Consider the following 14,476-nt stretch of genomic DNA (forward strand, 5'->3'; position numbering starts at 1 on the left):
GATGACCTCGCCCACGCCGATATCCGCACCGACCCAGGAAGCCCCCGCCTCCCCCGGGTCCACGGAAGGTGCGCCTGCTCCTGTTTCCCCCGTCCTGGCCGAGGTCGTCCGCTCCGGCTTCGTCGAGGGCCGGCACCGCGGCTCGCTGGTGGTGCTCGCCGCCGACGGCAGCGTGGAGTGGTCGCTGGGCGAGGCGACCGCCCCGGTCTTCCCCCGTTCCACGAACAAGCCGATGCAGGCCGCGGCGGTGCTGCGGGCGGGCCTGGACCTCTCCGGCGAGCGGCTGGCACTGGCCGCCGCGAGCCACTCCGGCGAGCCCTTCCACCTCGACCTCGTACGGACCATGCTGGCCGAGCACGGTCTGACCCCCGGCGATCTCCAGACGCCGGCGGACCTCCCGCTGGACCACGAGGAGGCGGAGGCGTACCTCGCCTCGGGCCAGGTCCGCGAACGCCTCACGATGAACTGCTCCGGCAAGCACACCGCGATGCTGGCCGCCTCCGCGCTCAACGGCTGGCCGCTCGCCTCGTACCTCGACCGGGCTCACCCGCTGCAACAGCTGGTGGCCGACGGTGTCCGCACCGCGAGCGGCGAGGACACCGCGCACGTCGGCACCGACGGCTGCGGGGCGCCGCTGCTCTCCCTGTCGCTGACGGGCCTGGCCCGCGCCTTCCAGTACTTCGTCCAGGCCGGGCCCGGCACCCCTGAGCGGCGGGTCGCGGACGCGATGCGCGCCCACCCGGAGTACGTCGCCGGCACCCGGCGCCCCGACACCTGGCTGATGCAGGCCCTCCCGGGCACCCTCGCCAAGATGGGCGCCGAGGCCGTCCAGGCCCTGGCCCTCCCCGACGGCCGCGCCCTCGCCTTCAAGATCGAAGACGGTGCCACCCGCACCCTCGGCCCGGTCCTCGCCCGCACCCTGCGCCTCATGGGCCTCGACGCTCCCGTCCTGGCCCGCCTGGAGGACGCCCCGCTCTTCGGCGGCGGCGCGCGGGTGGGGGAAATCCGCGCGACGTTCTGACGGGTGCGGCTGTGGCCGCGTGCAGCGGGTAGGGGCAGCCACTACGACCACCTCGCCACGGCCGGCACCGGCACTCGTGCCCGCCGGCCTGCATAAGGTGGCGATGACACAGTGCACGCACGCACCACCCACGACAGCAGGAGGCCGGCGACCATGAGCGACGCGAATCCCGAGCCGCAGGGGCCCGAGGCGATCGAGCACGCGCACGACCCCGAGGTGTTGCAGCTCGCGGCGAAGGTGTTCGAGCTCGCACGGCACGGCGACACCGACACCGTCGCCGCGTACGTGGACGCGGGCGTCCCCGCCAACCTGACGAACGACAAGGGCGACTCGCTCGTGATGCTGGCGGCGTACCACGGCCACCCCGCCACCGTGGAGGCCCTGTTGCAGCGCGGTGCGGACGCCGACCGCCCCAACGACCGCGGCCAGACCCCGCTGGCCGGCGCGGTCTTCAAGGCCGAGGGCGAGGTCATCAAGGTCCTGGTGGCACACGGCGCGGACCCGTCGGCGGGCACCCCTTCCGCGATCGAGACGGCCCGGATGTTCGAGAAGACGGAGCTGCTGAAGCAGTTCGGGGCGGAGTGATCCCCCCGGGCGGCCCGGCAGGCGGCCCGGGGGCGTGAGTCCGGCGGACGGCCCGATAGGCGTGACCTCGGCAGACGGCCCGACAGACGAGCCCCCGACGGACGGCCCGGCAGGCGAAACACCGGCGGACGGCCCGGTGGGGCGAGGCCCTGCCGGGCCGTCCGCAGGAGAGGCCCGAGGCATGGCACCCCACGCCCCCAGGCAGGGCACCGGCACGCTTGACCTCAAGTTCGCTTGAGGTCCTAGCGTCGAGTCCCGACGGCACCACGCCGCTCACCGACTCACGTGTCACCCCCACGAAGGGCCCCACATGTCCGAGCACCCCTACCGCCTCGCAGTGATCATCGGCAGCACCCGGGAGGGCCGGTTCGCGCCCGTCATCGCGAACTGGTTCACCCGGCACGCCGAAACCCACGCACACATCGACGTGGACGTCATCGACCTCGACACCGTCCGCCCGTACGAACTCCGTTACGGCAGCGAGGAGTACGAGTCCTTCGCCAAGCGCGTCGACGAGGCGGACGCGTTCGTCGTGATCACCCCGGAGTACAACCACTCGTTCCCGGCCCCGCTCAAGCACGCCATCGATCTGCTGCACCGCCAGTGGCAGGCCAAGCCGGTCGGCTTCGTCTCGTACGGCGGGATCTCCGGCGGCCTGCGCGCCGTGGAACAACTACGGCTGGTCTTCGCCGAGTTGCACGCCACCACGGTGCGCGACTCGGTGAGCTTCACGCTGGCCGGCAACCTCTTCGACGACGCGGGCCGGCTGCACGACCCGGCCCCCGCCACCCAGGCCGCCGACACCCTGCTCGACCAGCTGACCTGGTGGGCGGTGACCCTCCGCGAGGCCCGCGCGGCCCGTCCGTACGGCGGCTGACCCGCCCGTCAGCCCGGTCACCGGCGCCCGGCCCGGCTCGGCGGCGCGGCCGCACCGCCGCGGCCTCCGCCGGGCCGGGCGCCGCGCGCCGAGGCGGCCGCCCGGCCGAGGCCCGCGGGCCGCCGCTCCCGTGACGCACCTCCGCCGCTTTCGGCCGTACCGGCGCTCCCCGCACCTCTCAGGAACCGCGCCGCACCGCCGTCGCGACATGCACCCGCATCGCGCACGGAATGCGGCCGTCCGGCAGCGCCATCGCCGCCGACTCCGTCTCGAAGCGGGCCCGTAGCTCCGCGGTGACCGCGGGATCGAGCATTCCCAGGTCGTAGGTGGTGCCGACGGTCCGCCAGACCCGCTCGGGCGGGCCGGACAGATCGATCCGTACGGTCTCCCACTCCACGGGACCGAACCCGGCCGGACGGAACACCGTGTCGAAGCCCTCGCGGTTCCGCACCCGCCGGTCCCCCAGCGGCGGCATCCGTCGCTCCGCCGGCGCCGCCTGGAACAGCAGCTTCAGCAGCCGCACAAACAGCTCGTAGGCCTCGCCGCCGGCCGCCCCGCCCCCCACGACCACGGCCAGCGTCCCGCCCGGCTCCAGCACCCGCGCCAGCTCCGCCGCGACCTGCTCCGCCTCGCTCATCAGCATCAACGCCATATGGGAGACGCAGCCGTCGAACCAGCCGTCCTGGAAGGGCAGTTGCTGCGCCCGTGCGACCCGGAGGTCCGCCCGCCCGACGCCGGGGCGGCCGCGCGCCAGGGTCAACTCCTCGGCGGACAGGTCGATCCCGGCGAGCGCGCGCCGGGCACCGGCCTCCCCCGAAGCGAGGAGTTCCAGCAACAGACCATCGCCGCAGCCGAGATCCAGCACCCTGCCGCACGCCGCCACCCGGTCCCGCAGGATCTCGTAGCTGGAGCGGCCGCCCTCGGCCCGCCCATGAGCCATCGCCTGCACGGTCACCGCGGGATGCACGGCATGAAAGGTCCGCAGAAACTCTTCCTGAACCGTCGTCATCCACCGATCCCAGGAGCCCGCCGCCCCCATCCCTCAGGCCTCCGGGGGCCGTTCCTGGAGCGCCCAGCCGTTGCCGTCGGGGTCGCTGAAGTAGACGAACGAATTCCATGCCCCGCCGGGGCCGTCGGCCATCGCCCCGTTCTCGACATGCTGAACGGGGCCGGCCTCCACCCCTCGTGCGACCAATTGCGCGCGGGCCGCGGCGATATCGGGTACCACCAGCTGGAGCCCCTGCACCGAACCGGGCCGCACCTCCGTGACGCCGTCGCCCGCGCCGATGACGATCGAGCAGCCCGACCCCGGCGGCGTCAGCTGCACGATGCGCACCTCGTCGCCGACGCACATGTCGTGATCGACGGCGAAGCCCATCTGCTCGCTGTAGAAGTGCTTCGCCCGTTCCACATCGGCCACCGGGATCGGCACCAGTTCGAGCTTCCAGTCCATGGCGCGCCGTCCTTCCGTACGGGCGGCGGCCCTGAACAGCGGCCGTCGGCACCGGCCTTGTCGCGCTCCAAGAAGTCTAAGGAGCGGGGGACGGATGCGCCCCTCCATTGACGGAGTGAGGACTCACTCCGTAGCGTGGGGCCATGACACCACCACCCTCCCGCCGACGCGCCCCCGGCATGAGCGTCGAGGAGCGCCGCGCCATGATCGTGGCCGTCGCGCTGCCGCTGGTGGCGGAGTACGGCGCGGCCGTCACCACCAGTCAGATCGCCCGCGCCGCCGGGATCGGCGAGGCCACGATCTTCCGGGCCTTCAAGGACAAGGACGAGGTGCTGGACGCGTGTGTCGCCGAGGCGGTCGGCACGGACCACGTCCTGCGCGAGCTCGCCTCGATCTCCCTGGACGAGCCGCTGGCGGGACGGCTGACCGAAGCCGCCGAGGCGCTGCGCGCCCATCTGGAACGCCTGGGCACCGTCATCGGCGCCCTCCACGCCTCCGGGCACCGACGCGGCCGCGAGCCCGGGGCCGGCCCCCGGGACGCCGACGCTCCTCGGCGGGACGTCGACGGTCCGCCGCGGGATGGTGGCGGTCCGCCGCGGGACTCCGACGGCCCGCCGCGGGACGGCCGGGCCGAATCCGTCACCGTTCTGCGCAATGCCGTCGTCGAGCTGATCGAGCCCGACCGGGCCGCGTTCCGTCTGAGCCCCGAGAAGGTCGCCGCCGCGTTCCTGGGCCTGCTCTTCACCCGGCTCCGGACGCCGGTGGCGGAGGCCGATGCCCCGCTCACCCCCGACGAACTCATCGACGTCCTGCTGCACGGCGCCCTCCACCACCCCGGGAGCACCTGATGACCGTGCCCCTCAACCACACCATCGTCCCGGCCGCCGACCACCGCGCGGCCGCCCACTTCTTCGCCTCGGTCATGGGCCTGCCGGAACTTCCGCCGGCCGGCCGCCTGGGGCACTTCGCCCCGGTCCGCGTGAACGAGACGCTCACCCTCGACTTCATGACCGTGCCGGACGCCGAAGGCCATCACCTCGCCTTCGACGTCGACCCCGGGACCTTCGACGGAATCCTCGCCCGCATCCAGGCCGCCGGCGTCCCTTACGGCAACGACCCCGCCGAGCCGGACAACGGCCGCACCGATCATCCGCTGTGCGCCCGCGGCCTGTTCTTCCGCGACGACTCCCACAACCTCTACGAGGTCATGACGCGGGAGGAGGCCATGCCGCGGGACACGGTCATCTCGCGGGACGAGTCCATGCCGCCGGCGTGAGCGAGCACCAGGACCCGCCACCGCCGACCGCCGGCCTCCGCTCCCTCACCTGTTGACGAACGTCATGCTGGATTCGTCGTACCGCGTACCGGCGATCCGGCCGGCCGGTGCCGCGGCGTCGATCGCGGCGAGTTCTCCGGCGGTCAGCTCGACGGCGAGCGCCCCGAGGTTCTCCTCCAGGTACTTCTCCCTGCGGGTGCCCGGGATCGGCACCACGTCGTCCCCGCGGTACTGCACCCAGGCCAGCGCGAGCTGCCCGGCGCTGACGCCCTTCTCGGCGGCGAGTGCGTTGAGCCGGTCCACGATGGCCAGGTTCTGCTCCAGGTTGCCGTCGGCGAAACGCGGCTGGCTGCGGCGCACATCGGACTCCGGCAGCCCCTCCACCGAGGTGTAGCGCCCGGTCAGGAAGCCCCGGCCGAGCGGCGAGAACGGCACCAGGCCGATGCCGAGTTCCCGGCACACCGGCGCGATCTCCTGCTCAAGATCACGGGTCCACAGCGACCACTCGCTCTGCAACGCGGCGATCGGATGCACCGCATGCGCCCGCCGGAGGGTCTCCGCGCCCGCCTCGGACAGCCCGAGGTGCCGCACCTTGCCCGCCGCGACGAGTTCGGCCATCGCGCCGACGGTCTCCTCGATCGGTACATCGGGGTCGACGCGGTGCTGGTAGTAGAGGTCGATGTGGTCGACCCCGAGCCGGCGCAGCGATGCGTCGCAGGCCTCCCGTACGTAGGCGGCATCGCCACGGATCGCGGTCGGCTCACCGAGCCGGTTGGCGAACCCGAACTTCGTCGCCAGCACCACCTCGTCCCGCCGGCCGGCGATGGCCCGGCCGATCAGCTCCTCGTTGTGCCCCGCCCCGTAGAAATCGGAGGTGTCCAGCAGACTGACACCGAGGTCGAGCGCCCGGTTGATGGTCGCCACCGACTGCGCGTCGTCCGACTCGCCGTAGCCATGGCTCATCCCCATGCAGCCGAGCCCCTGCGCGGAAACCACCAGATCACCGAGGTGACGCGTCGGAATGTTCGTCGTGGTCATGCTGCTGCTACCTCCTGGACGTACGGCGGACGGATCTGGATCAAGGACGGACCCCGGTCCCTCCTTGCTCCCTGAGCTCCCGGCGCCCGCTCGGCGGGCCTGCCCCGGAACCCCGTCCCGGACGGTATGAGCTGGAGCGCCCTCGAAGTCAACAGGACCCATCAGGGCGCGGAAGCCGGGCACTTGGCCTCCTCCGTCAACCGCCGCTCTCCGTCAGCCACCGTCCTCCATTTCAGCCGCCGTCACCCGCTATCGCCCGCAGGGCCTGGCAGTGCGCGGCGTAGGCCGCACGGCCGACGGGCGTCAGGGCGAGCCACGTACGCGGGCGCTTGCCGACATACCCCTTGGTGACGGCGACATAGCCGGCCTTCTCCAGGGTGGCGACCTGCCGCGACAGGACCGAGTCGCTCACCTCGACGGTGTCGCGGACGAAGGCGAACTCGGCCTTGTCGGCGGCCGCCAGTGTCGCCACGATGGAGAAGCGGACCGGTGCGTGGATCACCTCGTCGAGCCCGTGGCGCGGATGCGCCCCATGAAACGGGTCGGTCACCGCCGGGCCTCCAAGTAACTGCCTATCAGCCCGGGAAGGGCAACCACCAGTGCGCCGGGCACCCACCACGCCGCGACCCCGAGGAAATACCGGAAGCCCAGGAGCAGCACCGCGATATAGAGCAGCGTCCACACCCCCATCAGGCCGGCATGCCACCACCCGAACCCGCGCCGGGAAACCCGCTGCCGGACCGCATAGACCGACAACGCGGTGACGGTAACACCCCCGATCCCGGTGCCGATCGCCATCCCGTACGGATGGACCAACAGCCCGACAGCGAGCACCTGGGCCGCGGACGCGCAGCCGAAGATCACCAGATACCGGACGTACCACTTCGTGCCGTCCCGGACCGTCGCGCTCAGCTCCTGCGCACGGGCCAGTGCGGCCGCCGCATCCTTCGAGGCGTACTCCACCATGCCGTTCCCCCCTGACTGCCGCTCTCACGGCTCCCTGCATTCAGCGTGACAAGTACTTTCCGATATGGCAAGTACTTTCCAGACATTGAATGGAAGCGCGAACTGCCTTACGCACAGGGAGTGGTAGCCACCACAGCGGACCTGAACCTCGGCCGCCCGCACTCGAGGGGCCGGCACCACCGGCCCTCTGACACCGGCAACGCGGCGCCCCCACGGAGGCCGCGCAAAGACAGGGCACGGCACCCGGCCCGCGCCCACACCTCTGTGCGCCGCGCCCCAGGTCAGGTAATGTGGCGCCCTCAGTAGCGGACCGACCGAGGAGGTGAGACCGATTCCCCGCCAGATCAGGCAGGCGCTCCCGGCTCACGCCCGTACGGTCCACCCGATGCAGGTGGCCGTCCGACACACGTGACCCGGGAAGCGCCCTCGGCGCCCCGAAAGGCTCACATGCCGTCGTCTCCGATGTCGTTCCCCCCATCAGCACTCTCCTCGCCCCTCCCGGCACCCGATTCCGCACCGCTCTCCCGCGCCGCCGTCGTCACCACGCTGCGCGCCGCCGGCTGTGTCTTCGCCGAGGACGAGGCGGAGCTGCTCCTCTCCACCGCGCGTACGGCGGACGAACTCGCCGCCATGGTGGAGCGGCGCGCCCTCGGCCTCCCCCTGGAACACGTCGTCGGCTGGGCGGAGTTCTACGGGCGGCGGATCACCGTCGATCCCGGGGTCTTCGTCCCGCGCCGCCGCACCGAGTTCCTCGTGGGCCAGGCCGTCGGCCTCGGCCGCCGGACGGCCGCGCGCACCGGGCGGCCCCCGGTCGTCGTCGACCTGTGCTGCGGATCCGGCGCGGTGGGCACCGTACTGGCCGCCGTCCTGGACCGGGTCGAGCTGTACGCCGCCGATATCGAACCCGCCGCGGTGCGCTGCGCCCGCCGCAACCTCGCCCCCGCCGGGGGCGAGGTCCACGAGGGCGACCTCTTCGATGCGCTTCCCGCCCGCCTCCGGGGCCGTATCGACATCCTGGTGGCCAACGTGCCCTACGTACCGAGCGAAGAGGTCGGGCTGCTGCCGCCCGAGGCCCGCGAGTACGAGCCGCTGGTGGCGCTCGACGGCGGCGCGGACGGGCTCGACGTCCTGCGGCGGGTGACCGCGGGCGCCCCGCAATGGCTCGCGCCAGGGGGCCATCTGCTGGTCGAGACGAGCGAACGCCAGGCACCACAGGCCGTCGAGGCCTTCACCCGCAACGGTCTGCTGCCCCGGGTGGCCGACTCCGACGAGCTCTACGCCACGATCGTCATCGGCACCCGGGGGCCTGCCGAGGGGGCCGGATAGCTCTGCCCTGACTCGACGAGAGGTGAGGCGAACGGCGTACCGGTCGAGGATCAAGCGGTGCCCTGGCCGAGGCGGTGGCTCACTGCGCGCCCTCGCGTCGGGCGCCGCGCCAGGGCGTGTCCGTGGCGGCGGGTTCCGGCAGGACGCCCGGATGCGTAGCGGGGGCGGCCGGCCGGCGTTCCTCGTGCCGGCCCAGGGCGGCGAGGGTCAGCGTCACGGTGACCGATGCGGCCGCCAGTAGTGTCATCGCCGTGGCCGGGGAGGTCAGTTGGGCCACCGTGCCCGCCAGGGCCGCGCCGACGCCCTGAAGGGTGGACATACCGACGAAGTGCAGGCCGAGGGCCTGGCCCGCGAGGTCGTCGGGGGTGAGGGACATCAGGCGTTCCTGGAGGACCAGGCTCGCGCCGTAGCCGACGGAGGCGACGGCGGTGGCCACGGCCGACAGCGCCACTCCCGGCTGGAGGACGAAGAACAGGTACGGCGCCGCCAGCAACAGGCGCAGCGGGACCGCCAGACGGGGGCGCCACGCGGGCGGTACCAGGCGGCCCACCGTCACATCGCCCATGAACATGCCCAGCGCCCCGCACGCGAACAGCGTCCCGGCCGCCCCGGGGGCGTAGGAGACGAAGAGCGAATCGCAGCCGACCACCAGGCCGTTGGGGATCCACAGGCCCAGGTACGTCAGGCGGCGGGGGCGCGAGGACCACAGGAGGGCGTTGGTGCGCCAGGTCGCGGAGACGGACGGGCGGCCCGAGGAGCGCGGCGGGCGGGCCGTGAGCCCCAGGCGGGTGCCGAGGGCCGACAGCACGTACAGCGCCGCCGCCAGGAGCAGGCACGTCCTCGGGGTCAGGAGCACCAGCAGCGCGCCGCCCGTCGCGAAACCCGCCACCTGCATCAGGCCCCAGAGCATGTTGAACACGGAACGGCCCAGGACGTAGCCGTTTTTCGGCAGGATTTCGTTCAGCAGTCCTGCGCGCACTCCCCCGCCCAGGGACGCGATCAGGCCCTGCGCCAGTACGACGGCGAAGACCGCCGCGACCGGCAGGCCGGGCAGCGCCAGCACCGCCGTACCGGCCGCGAAGGCGAGGGCGAGGCCGGAAAGGATCGCGCGCGGGGGCAGGCGGTCGGCGCCCGAGAGCAGGAACGTGGCTCCCAGCAACTGCGCCAGCTGCGGCCCGAACATGCTCACCGCCGACAGGAGCGGCGAACCGGTGGCCCGGAAGACCAGCGTGCCGAGGGCCAGGCCGCCGATCGTCTGGGCCGCGGCGTGGGCGGCGAAGGAGAGCAGGAACGGGGTGAACTCCGGGGTGCGGAACAGGGTTCGGTAGCTGCGCATGCGTCGGAGTTTCGGAGCTGCCCGGGGCCGTGTTAACTGTTTCGCCGACACGCGAAAGGTCGTACGCATGGGCTTATGGCAGATCGACACCGACACCCTCGCCCGCAGCCGGTTCGTGCTCTCGCCGTTCGCCGAGACCTTCGCAAGCCTGAAGCTGCTGTACGCGGGGACCGGCGCCCATCCGGGCGAGGCGGCCTGGCTGCGCGCGCACCTGCCCTGTTACCGCGCGCGCCTCGCGGCCGACCCGGTGACCGCGCTGCTCGTGCGGGCGGCGCTCGGCGCGTCCTGGATCGCCGACTTCTGCTGCCCCACCTCGTGCGTCGGGGAGAGCTTCGAGGACAGCGTGGCCCGGGTGCGGGCGGCCGGGGCCGGGGAGGCGCGCGCCGACCTCCGCGTGTCACTGCGGGGCCCGCTCCCCGTCGCCCTGGAGCGGGACGACCTGCCCGAGCGGGCGACCGCGCTCCTGACGTACGTCTGGGAACAGACCGTGCGGCCGTACTGGGAGCGTCGGCGGCGCGTCCTGGAGGCCGACATGGTCGCGCGGACCGCGCGGGTGAGCCAGGGCGGCTGGGCGGCCGTGCTGGATTCTCTGCGCCCGGGGACGCGGTGGCTCGGGGAGAGCCGGTTCCAGGTCAACCTGAACGCCTATCCGCCGAGGGAGATCGCCGCCGGGGCCGAGCTGCTGTTCATGCCGGTGACGCCGAGGACCGGGTGGGTCTCGTGGGAGGGACGGGAGCGGTACGCCGTCGTCTACCCGTGTCTCGGGGTGCTCGCCGAGGACCACGACCGGCGGCCCGTCCCGGCCGGGCTCGGGGCGCTCCTCGGGACCGCGCGGGCCGGATTGTTGATGCTGCTCGGCACGCCCATGAGCACGACCCAGCTGGTCGCCGTGACCGGGCAGGGGCTGGGGTCGGTGGGGCGGCATCTGCGGGTGCTGCTGGGCGCGGGGCTGGTGGAGCGGCGGAGGGCCGGGCGGTCGGTGCTGTACGTGCGGACGGCCGCCGGGGAGGTGCTCGTGGAGGCGTCGGGGGCCGGCACCGGCGACCGGGAGCCGGAACCGGGGCTCCACTAGCCGGGTCCGACCGGTGGCTCCGTCCTTGCGCGGTCGCTTCCACTCGGTCACTTCCAGGGGCAGCTGTTCAGCCGCACTCGCCCCGCCCACCCGACCAGACCACTCCAGCTAGCACCTTGCTTGCAATAGTTAGCACTTCGAGGCACCATCGACGTATGGCATCACTCAACGTCGGCAATCTCGGCGAGTTCCTGCGGGAGCAGCGGCGCACGGCGCAGCTGAGTCTGCGGCAGCTCGCGGATGCCGCCGGGGTGTCCAACCCGTACCTCAGCCAGATCGAGCGCGGATTGCGCAAGCCGAGCGCGGAGATCCTTCAGCAGCTCGCCAAGGCGCTGCGGATATCCGCGGAGACGCTGTACGTCCAGGCCGGGATTCTGGACGAGCGGCAGGGTCTGGACGGGGTCGAGGTGCAGACCGCGATACTCACCGACCCGGCGCTGAACGAGAGACAGAAGCAGGTTCTGCTACAGATCTACGAGTCCTTCCGCAAGGAGAACGGGCTCGGGAGCGGCGGCAAGGACACCGTTGTGAGCGGACCTGAGGACGGGCGCGGCACGGACTCCCTTGAGACAGAGGCCGACGGCGGCCCGCACGCCACCTGAGCAACCGATTTCGTTTCCAGGAGGAATAACGTCATGGCCATCAACACCGATGACCTCCGCAAGGCCCTGAGCGACGCGACCCCGCTGTATGCCCTGGCCGGCACCGTCGACCTGGCTGCCGAGAAGCTCGGCGAGGTGCCGCAGTTCGTCGAGAAGATCCGGGTCGAGGCGCCCAAGCGCTTCGAGTCCGTGCGCGGCACCGACCCCAAGGACGTCCAGGCACTGGTCACCAAGCAGGCCAAGGACGCCAGGGACAAGCTGACCGAGCTGCTGGGCTCGCTGGACGGCGACCTCAAGAAGGTCCGTGACCAGGCGCAGGAGCTGGCGCTCCAGGGCGTGGGCCGCGCGGCCGAGGCCGTCGTCCGGACCCGTGAGGGCTACGAGGAGCTGGCCGAGCGCGGTCGCGGCGCGGTGGCGACCTGGCGCGGCGAGGCCGCCGACCAGGTCGAGGACCTCGCGGTGGCGATCGAGCCGGAGCCCGCGACGAAGTCCGCGCCGAAGCCGGCCGTCAAGAGCGCTCCGAAGCCCCAGACGGCGAACGGCGCCAAGGCGGAGACCAAGGCCACCCCGTCGACGCAGCCCAAGCCGGCCGCGCCGAAGAAGCCGGTCGCGCAGCGCAAGCCGGCCCCCGCGCCGGCGCCGGCGCCGGCGAAGAAGAGCACCCCGCCGTCCGCCAAGTGAGGGCGCAGGGCACACGCAGCGAGGGTGCCGCGCACTCGCGCACCCCTCGCTGAGGCCCCTTTCCCACGGGCCGGGCCGGGCACACTTCGGGTGCCCGGCCCGTTGTCCGGGTACGGTGGGGCCGCATGGGCGGCATACAGGCCGCCGCGGACCGAGCAGGACACGACCGGCGAACGGGCGGTGTATGGCGTGCTGATTTACGGGTTCCAGAGCATTCTGAGCTGGGTGCAGCTCGCCCTGGGTGTCTATGCCGCCGTGATGCTGATCGATGCGGCCGTGCGCCGCGAGGACGCCTATCGCGCCGCGAGCAAGCAGACCAAGGGCATGTGGCTGATCTTCCTCGCCCTGGCCACGGCGCTGCTGTTCATTCTCCCGATCATGTCGTTCCTGCCGGTCATCGGCGTGATCGCGGTGATCGTGTACACCGTCGACGTACGCCCGGCGCTCCGGGAGGTCACCGGCGGCGGCCGTGGCCCGCGCCGCGGCGGCTCCAGCTCGGACGGGCCGTACGGGCCCTACAACGGCGGCCGCTGAGCCGAGCGGGAGGCCCCGGAGAAGACCGGGCCCCCTCGACCGCGGGGCCGCGGCCCGCTGACGGCACCGCGGAGCCGCAGTCGCCTCAGCGACGGTCCAGCAGCAGGACGGCCACGTCGTCCGTCAGCTCGCCGCCGTTCAGGTCGCGCACTTCCCTGACCGAGGCGTCCAGCAGCTCCTCGCCCGTGAGACCGGCGGCCATCTGCCGGCTCACCAGCTCGGTCATGCCCTCCTGGCCGAGGCGCTGATTCCCCTTGCCGATCCGGCCCTCGATCAGGCCGTCGGTGTACATCATCAGGCTCCACGAGCCGCCCAGTTCCACCTGCCGGCGCGGCCAGCGGGCATGCGGCAGCAGGCCGAGCGCAGGACCGCCGAATTCGTACGGCAGCAGCTGCGGGCGCTCGCCGGCCTGGGCCAGCAGCGGTGCGGGGTGGCCGGCCAGGCACAGCCCGGCGCGGCGGCCGTCCGCGGAGATATCGACGGTGCACAGCGTCGCGAAGATCTCGTCGTCCGCCCGCTCGTGCTCCAGCACCTTCTGGAGGGTGGCCAGCAGCTCGTCGCCGGAGAGTCCGGCGAAGGTCAGCGCGCGCCAGGCGATGCGCAGCTCGACGCCGAGGGCGGCCTCGTCGGGGCCGTGGCCGCAGACATCGCCGATCATCGCGTGGACGGTGCCGTCCGGGGTGCGGACGGTGTCGTAGAAGTCGCCGCCGAGCAGCGCGCGGCTGCGGCCGGGGCGGTAGCAGGCGGCGAACCGCAGATCGGAGCCGTCGAGCAGGGGCGTGGGCAGCAGGCCGCGCTCCAGTCGGGCGTTCTCCTGGGCCAGCATCCGCGACTCGGTGAGCTGGCGCTGCGCGAGGTCGGCGCGTTTGCGCTCGACGGCGTAGCGGACCGCGCGGCTGAGCACCGCGCCGTCGAGCTCGTCGCGGAAGAGGTAGTCCTGGGCGCCGACGCGTACGGCATCGGCGGCGCGCTCGGCGTCCGTCTCGTAGGTGAGGACGAGAACGGCGTGCGAGGTGGCCATCCGCAGCACGTCGCGCAGCATGCCCAGCTCGTCACCGGGGGCGTTGCCGTGGCCCGGGGCGCGTTCCGCGCGGTCGTGGGGCCGGCGCGGGGGCAGGTCGAGCAGGATGCAGTGCACATCGTCGGTGAGCAGCCGCTCGGCCTCGGTGAGGTTGCGGGCGGTCCGCAGGCGTACCTTGCGGCCCGCCCAGTCCCACATGTCGGGGACATGACTATTGGGGTCCTCGCCGATGAGGAGCAGGGTCAGGCCCTGCTGGGGCACCCCGTGGTCGGCCGAAAGTCGCTGTTCGGCCGGCTGCTGCTGGTCGGACGCCGGAGAGCCCTGCGAGGCCGGGTGAGCCGTCGCGTCTCCCGCGCCCGGCGCGCCGGCGACCTGCGCGGTATCCGCGCAGGCGTCGTCCACCGGTCCTGCCTGGTGCGGCAGCACGACCGTCCGCTGGTGCGGTACGGGTACGGGCATTGCTCTGCTTCCTTCCCTCCCCCCGAGGGGTGCGGCGGACGCCGACGGCGCACCACCGTGCCCGGCTCCCCGCCGCTCGTCGGTCAAAGGAGCGGAGGCGCACACCGGGCACTGACAGGCGACCATAGCGTCAGTACGGAGGGGGATGGAATGCCCGGCGGCAATCGGCCATCGTCATATGCCGTACCTGATAAGCCATTTGACCTGGGGAGGGATGAATAGGTAATGA

At 72.6% G+C, this 14,476-nt stretch carries 17 protein-coding genes; 10 read left to right on the top strand and 7 right to left on the bottom strand.

Annotation, left to right across the window (positions count from 1 at the left end):
- Nucleotide 1: 1 nt before the first annotated feature.
- The 3 genes from IF67_RS0135230 to IF67_RS0135240 all read left to right on the top strand — a co-directional run bounded on the left by IF67_RS0135230 (nt 2) and on the right by IF67_RS0135240 (nt 2,483).
- Nucleotides 2-1,021 (top strand): asparaginase, encoded by a 1,020-nt coding sequence (locus IF67_RS0135230; protein ID WP_030992663.1) that lies wholly within the window; start codon nt 2-4, stop codon nt 1,019-1,021.
- A 153-nt stretch (nt 1,022-1,174) separates the two neighbouring features.
- Entirely contained in the window at nt 1,175-1,606 is a 432-nt protein-coding gene (locus tag IF67_RS0135235; RefSeq protein WP_030992664.1) for an ankyrin repeat domain-containing protein, read from the top strand.
- A 310-nt stretch (nt 1,607-1,916) separates the two neighbouring features.
- A complete protein-coding gene (locus IF67_RS0135240) occupies nt 1,917-2,483 on the top strand; it encodes an NADPH-dependent FMN reductase (RefSeq protein ID WP_030992667.1) in 567 nt (188 codons plus the stop codon).
- 178 nt (nt 2,484-2,661) lie between these two features.
- On the opposite strand, the gene IF67_RS0135245 is transcribed toward IF67_RS0135240, so the two are convergent.
- Nucleotides 2,662-3,492, bottom strand: a complete 831-nt coding sequence (locus tag IF67_RS0135245) for a class I SAM-dependent methyltransferase (protein ID WP_030992669.1) — start codon at nt 3,490-3,492, stop codon at nt 2,662-2,664.
- 33 nt (nt 3,493-3,525) lie between these two features.
- Nucleotides 3,526-3,936 carry a VOC family protein gene (locus tag IF67_RS0135250; protein ID WP_030992670.1) on the bottom strand — a complete coding sequence of 137 codons (411 nt, stop codon included), beginning with the start codon at nt 3,934-3,936 and terminating at the stop codon, nt 3,526-3,528.
- Between the two features lie 203 nt (nt 3,937-4,139).
- Here IF67_RS0135250 and IF67_RS0135255 point away from each other — a divergent pair, with 203 nt between their 5' ends.
- Nucleotides 4,140-4,784 (top strand): TetR/AcrR family transcriptional regulator, encoded by a 645-nt coding sequence (locus IF67_RS0135255; RefSeq protein WP_030992672.1) that lies wholly within the window; start codon nt 4,140-4,142, stop codon nt 4,782-4,784.
- A complete protein-coding gene (locus IF67_RS0135260; protein ID WP_051818951.1) occupies nt 4,784-5,212 on the top strand; it encodes a VOC family protein in 429 nt (142 codons plus the stop codon). Before IF67_RS0135255 ends, IF67_RS0135260 begins: the two co-directional genes overlap by 1 nt.
- 45 nt (nt 5,213-5,257) lie before the next feature.
- On the opposite strand, the gene IF67_RS0135265 is transcribed toward IF67_RS0135260, so the two are convergent.
- The 3 genes from IF67_RS0135265 to IF67_RS0135275 all read right to left on the bottom strand — a co-directional run bounded on the left by IF67_RS0135265 (nt 5,258) and on the right by IF67_RS0135275 (nt 7,216).
- Entirely contained in the window at nt 5,258-6,250 is a 993-nt protein-coding gene (locus IF67_RS0135265; RefSeq protein ID WP_030992676.1) for an aldo/keto reductase, read from the bottom strand.
- Nucleotides 6,251-6,482: 232 nt separating this feature from the next.
- Complete coding sequence (locus IF67_RS0135270) at nt 6,483-6,800, bottom strand: winged helix-turn-helix domain-containing protein (protein WP_030992678.1); 318 nt, start codon at nt 6,798-6,800, stop codon at nt 6,483-6,485.
- The gene (locus IF67_RS0135275; protein WP_030992686.1) at nt 6,797-7,216 is read right to left on the bottom strand and encodes a hypothetical protein; all 420 of its coding nucleotides are present in this window, start codon (nt 7,214-7,216) and stop codon (nt 6,797-6,799) included. The genes IF67_RS0135270 and IF67_RS0135275 overlap by 4 nt, the downstream gene beginning before the upstream one ends.
- A 462-nt stretch (nt 7,217-7,678) precedes the next feature.
- Between IF67_RS0135275 and IF67_RS0135280 the strand changes: the two genes are divergently transcribed.
- On the top strand, nt 7,679-8,542 hold the full coding sequence (locus IF67_RS0135280) for a putative protein N(5)-glutamine methyltransferase (RefSeq protein ID WP_234341555.1): 864 nt from the start codon (nt 7,679-7,681) through the stop codon (nt 8,540-8,542).
- 79 nt (nt 8,543-8,621) lie between these two features.
- Here the strand turns inward: IF67_RS0135280 and IF67_RS0135285 are convergent, their stop codons facing one another.
- Entirely contained in the window at nt 8,622-9,878 is a 1,257-nt protein-coding gene (locus IF67_RS0135285; RefSeq protein WP_199812834.1) for an MFS transporter, read from the bottom strand.
- A gap of 67 nt (nt 9,879-9,945) precedes the next feature.
- Here IF67_RS0135285 and IF67_RS0135290 point away from each other — a divergent pair, with 67 nt between their 5' ends.
- From IF67_RS0135290 to IF67_RS0135305, 4 genes are all read left to right on the top strand, one after another.
- Nucleotides 9,946-10,950, top strand: a complete 1,005-nt coding sequence (locus tag IF67_RS0135290; RefSeq protein ID WP_030992693.1) for a helix-turn-helix domain-containing protein — start codon at nt 9,946-9,948, stop codon at nt 10,948-10,950.
- Nucleotides 10,951-11,105: 155 nt separating this feature from the next.
- Complete coding sequence (locus tag IF67_RS0135295) at nt 11,106-11,552, top strand: helix-turn-helix domain-containing protein (protein WP_030992695.1); 447 nt, start codon at nt 11,106-11,108, stop codon at nt 11,550-11,552.
- A gap of 33 nt (nt 11,553-11,585) precedes the next feature.
- Nucleotides 11,586-12,233, top strand: a complete 648-nt coding sequence (locus tag IF67_RS0135300; RefSeq protein WP_030992696.1) for a hypothetical protein — start codon at nt 11,586-11,588, stop codon at nt 12,231-12,233.
- Between the two features lie 189 nt (nt 12,234-12,422).
- Nucleotides 12,423-12,767 (top strand): DUF2516 family protein, encoded by a 345-nt coding sequence (locus tag IF67_RS0135305; protein ID WP_030992697.1) that lies wholly within the window; start codon nt 12,423-12,425, stop codon nt 12,765-12,767.
- Between the two features lie 85 nt (nt 12,768-12,852).
- Here the strand turns inward: IF67_RS0135305 and IF67_RS0135310 are convergent, their stop codons facing one another.
- Entirely contained in the window at nt 12,853-14,247 is a 1,395-nt protein-coding gene (locus IF67_RS0135310) for a PP2C family protein-serine/threonine phosphatase (protein WP_030992698.1), read from the bottom strand.
- Between the last annotated feature and the right edge of the window lie 229 nt (nt 14,248-14,476).

Source organism: Streptomyces sp. NRRL S-1813 (assembly GCF_000719605.1).
Classification (GTDB): domain Bacteria; phylum Actinomycetota; class Actinomycetes; order Streptomycetales; family Streptomycetaceae; genus Streptomyces; species Streptomyces decoyicus.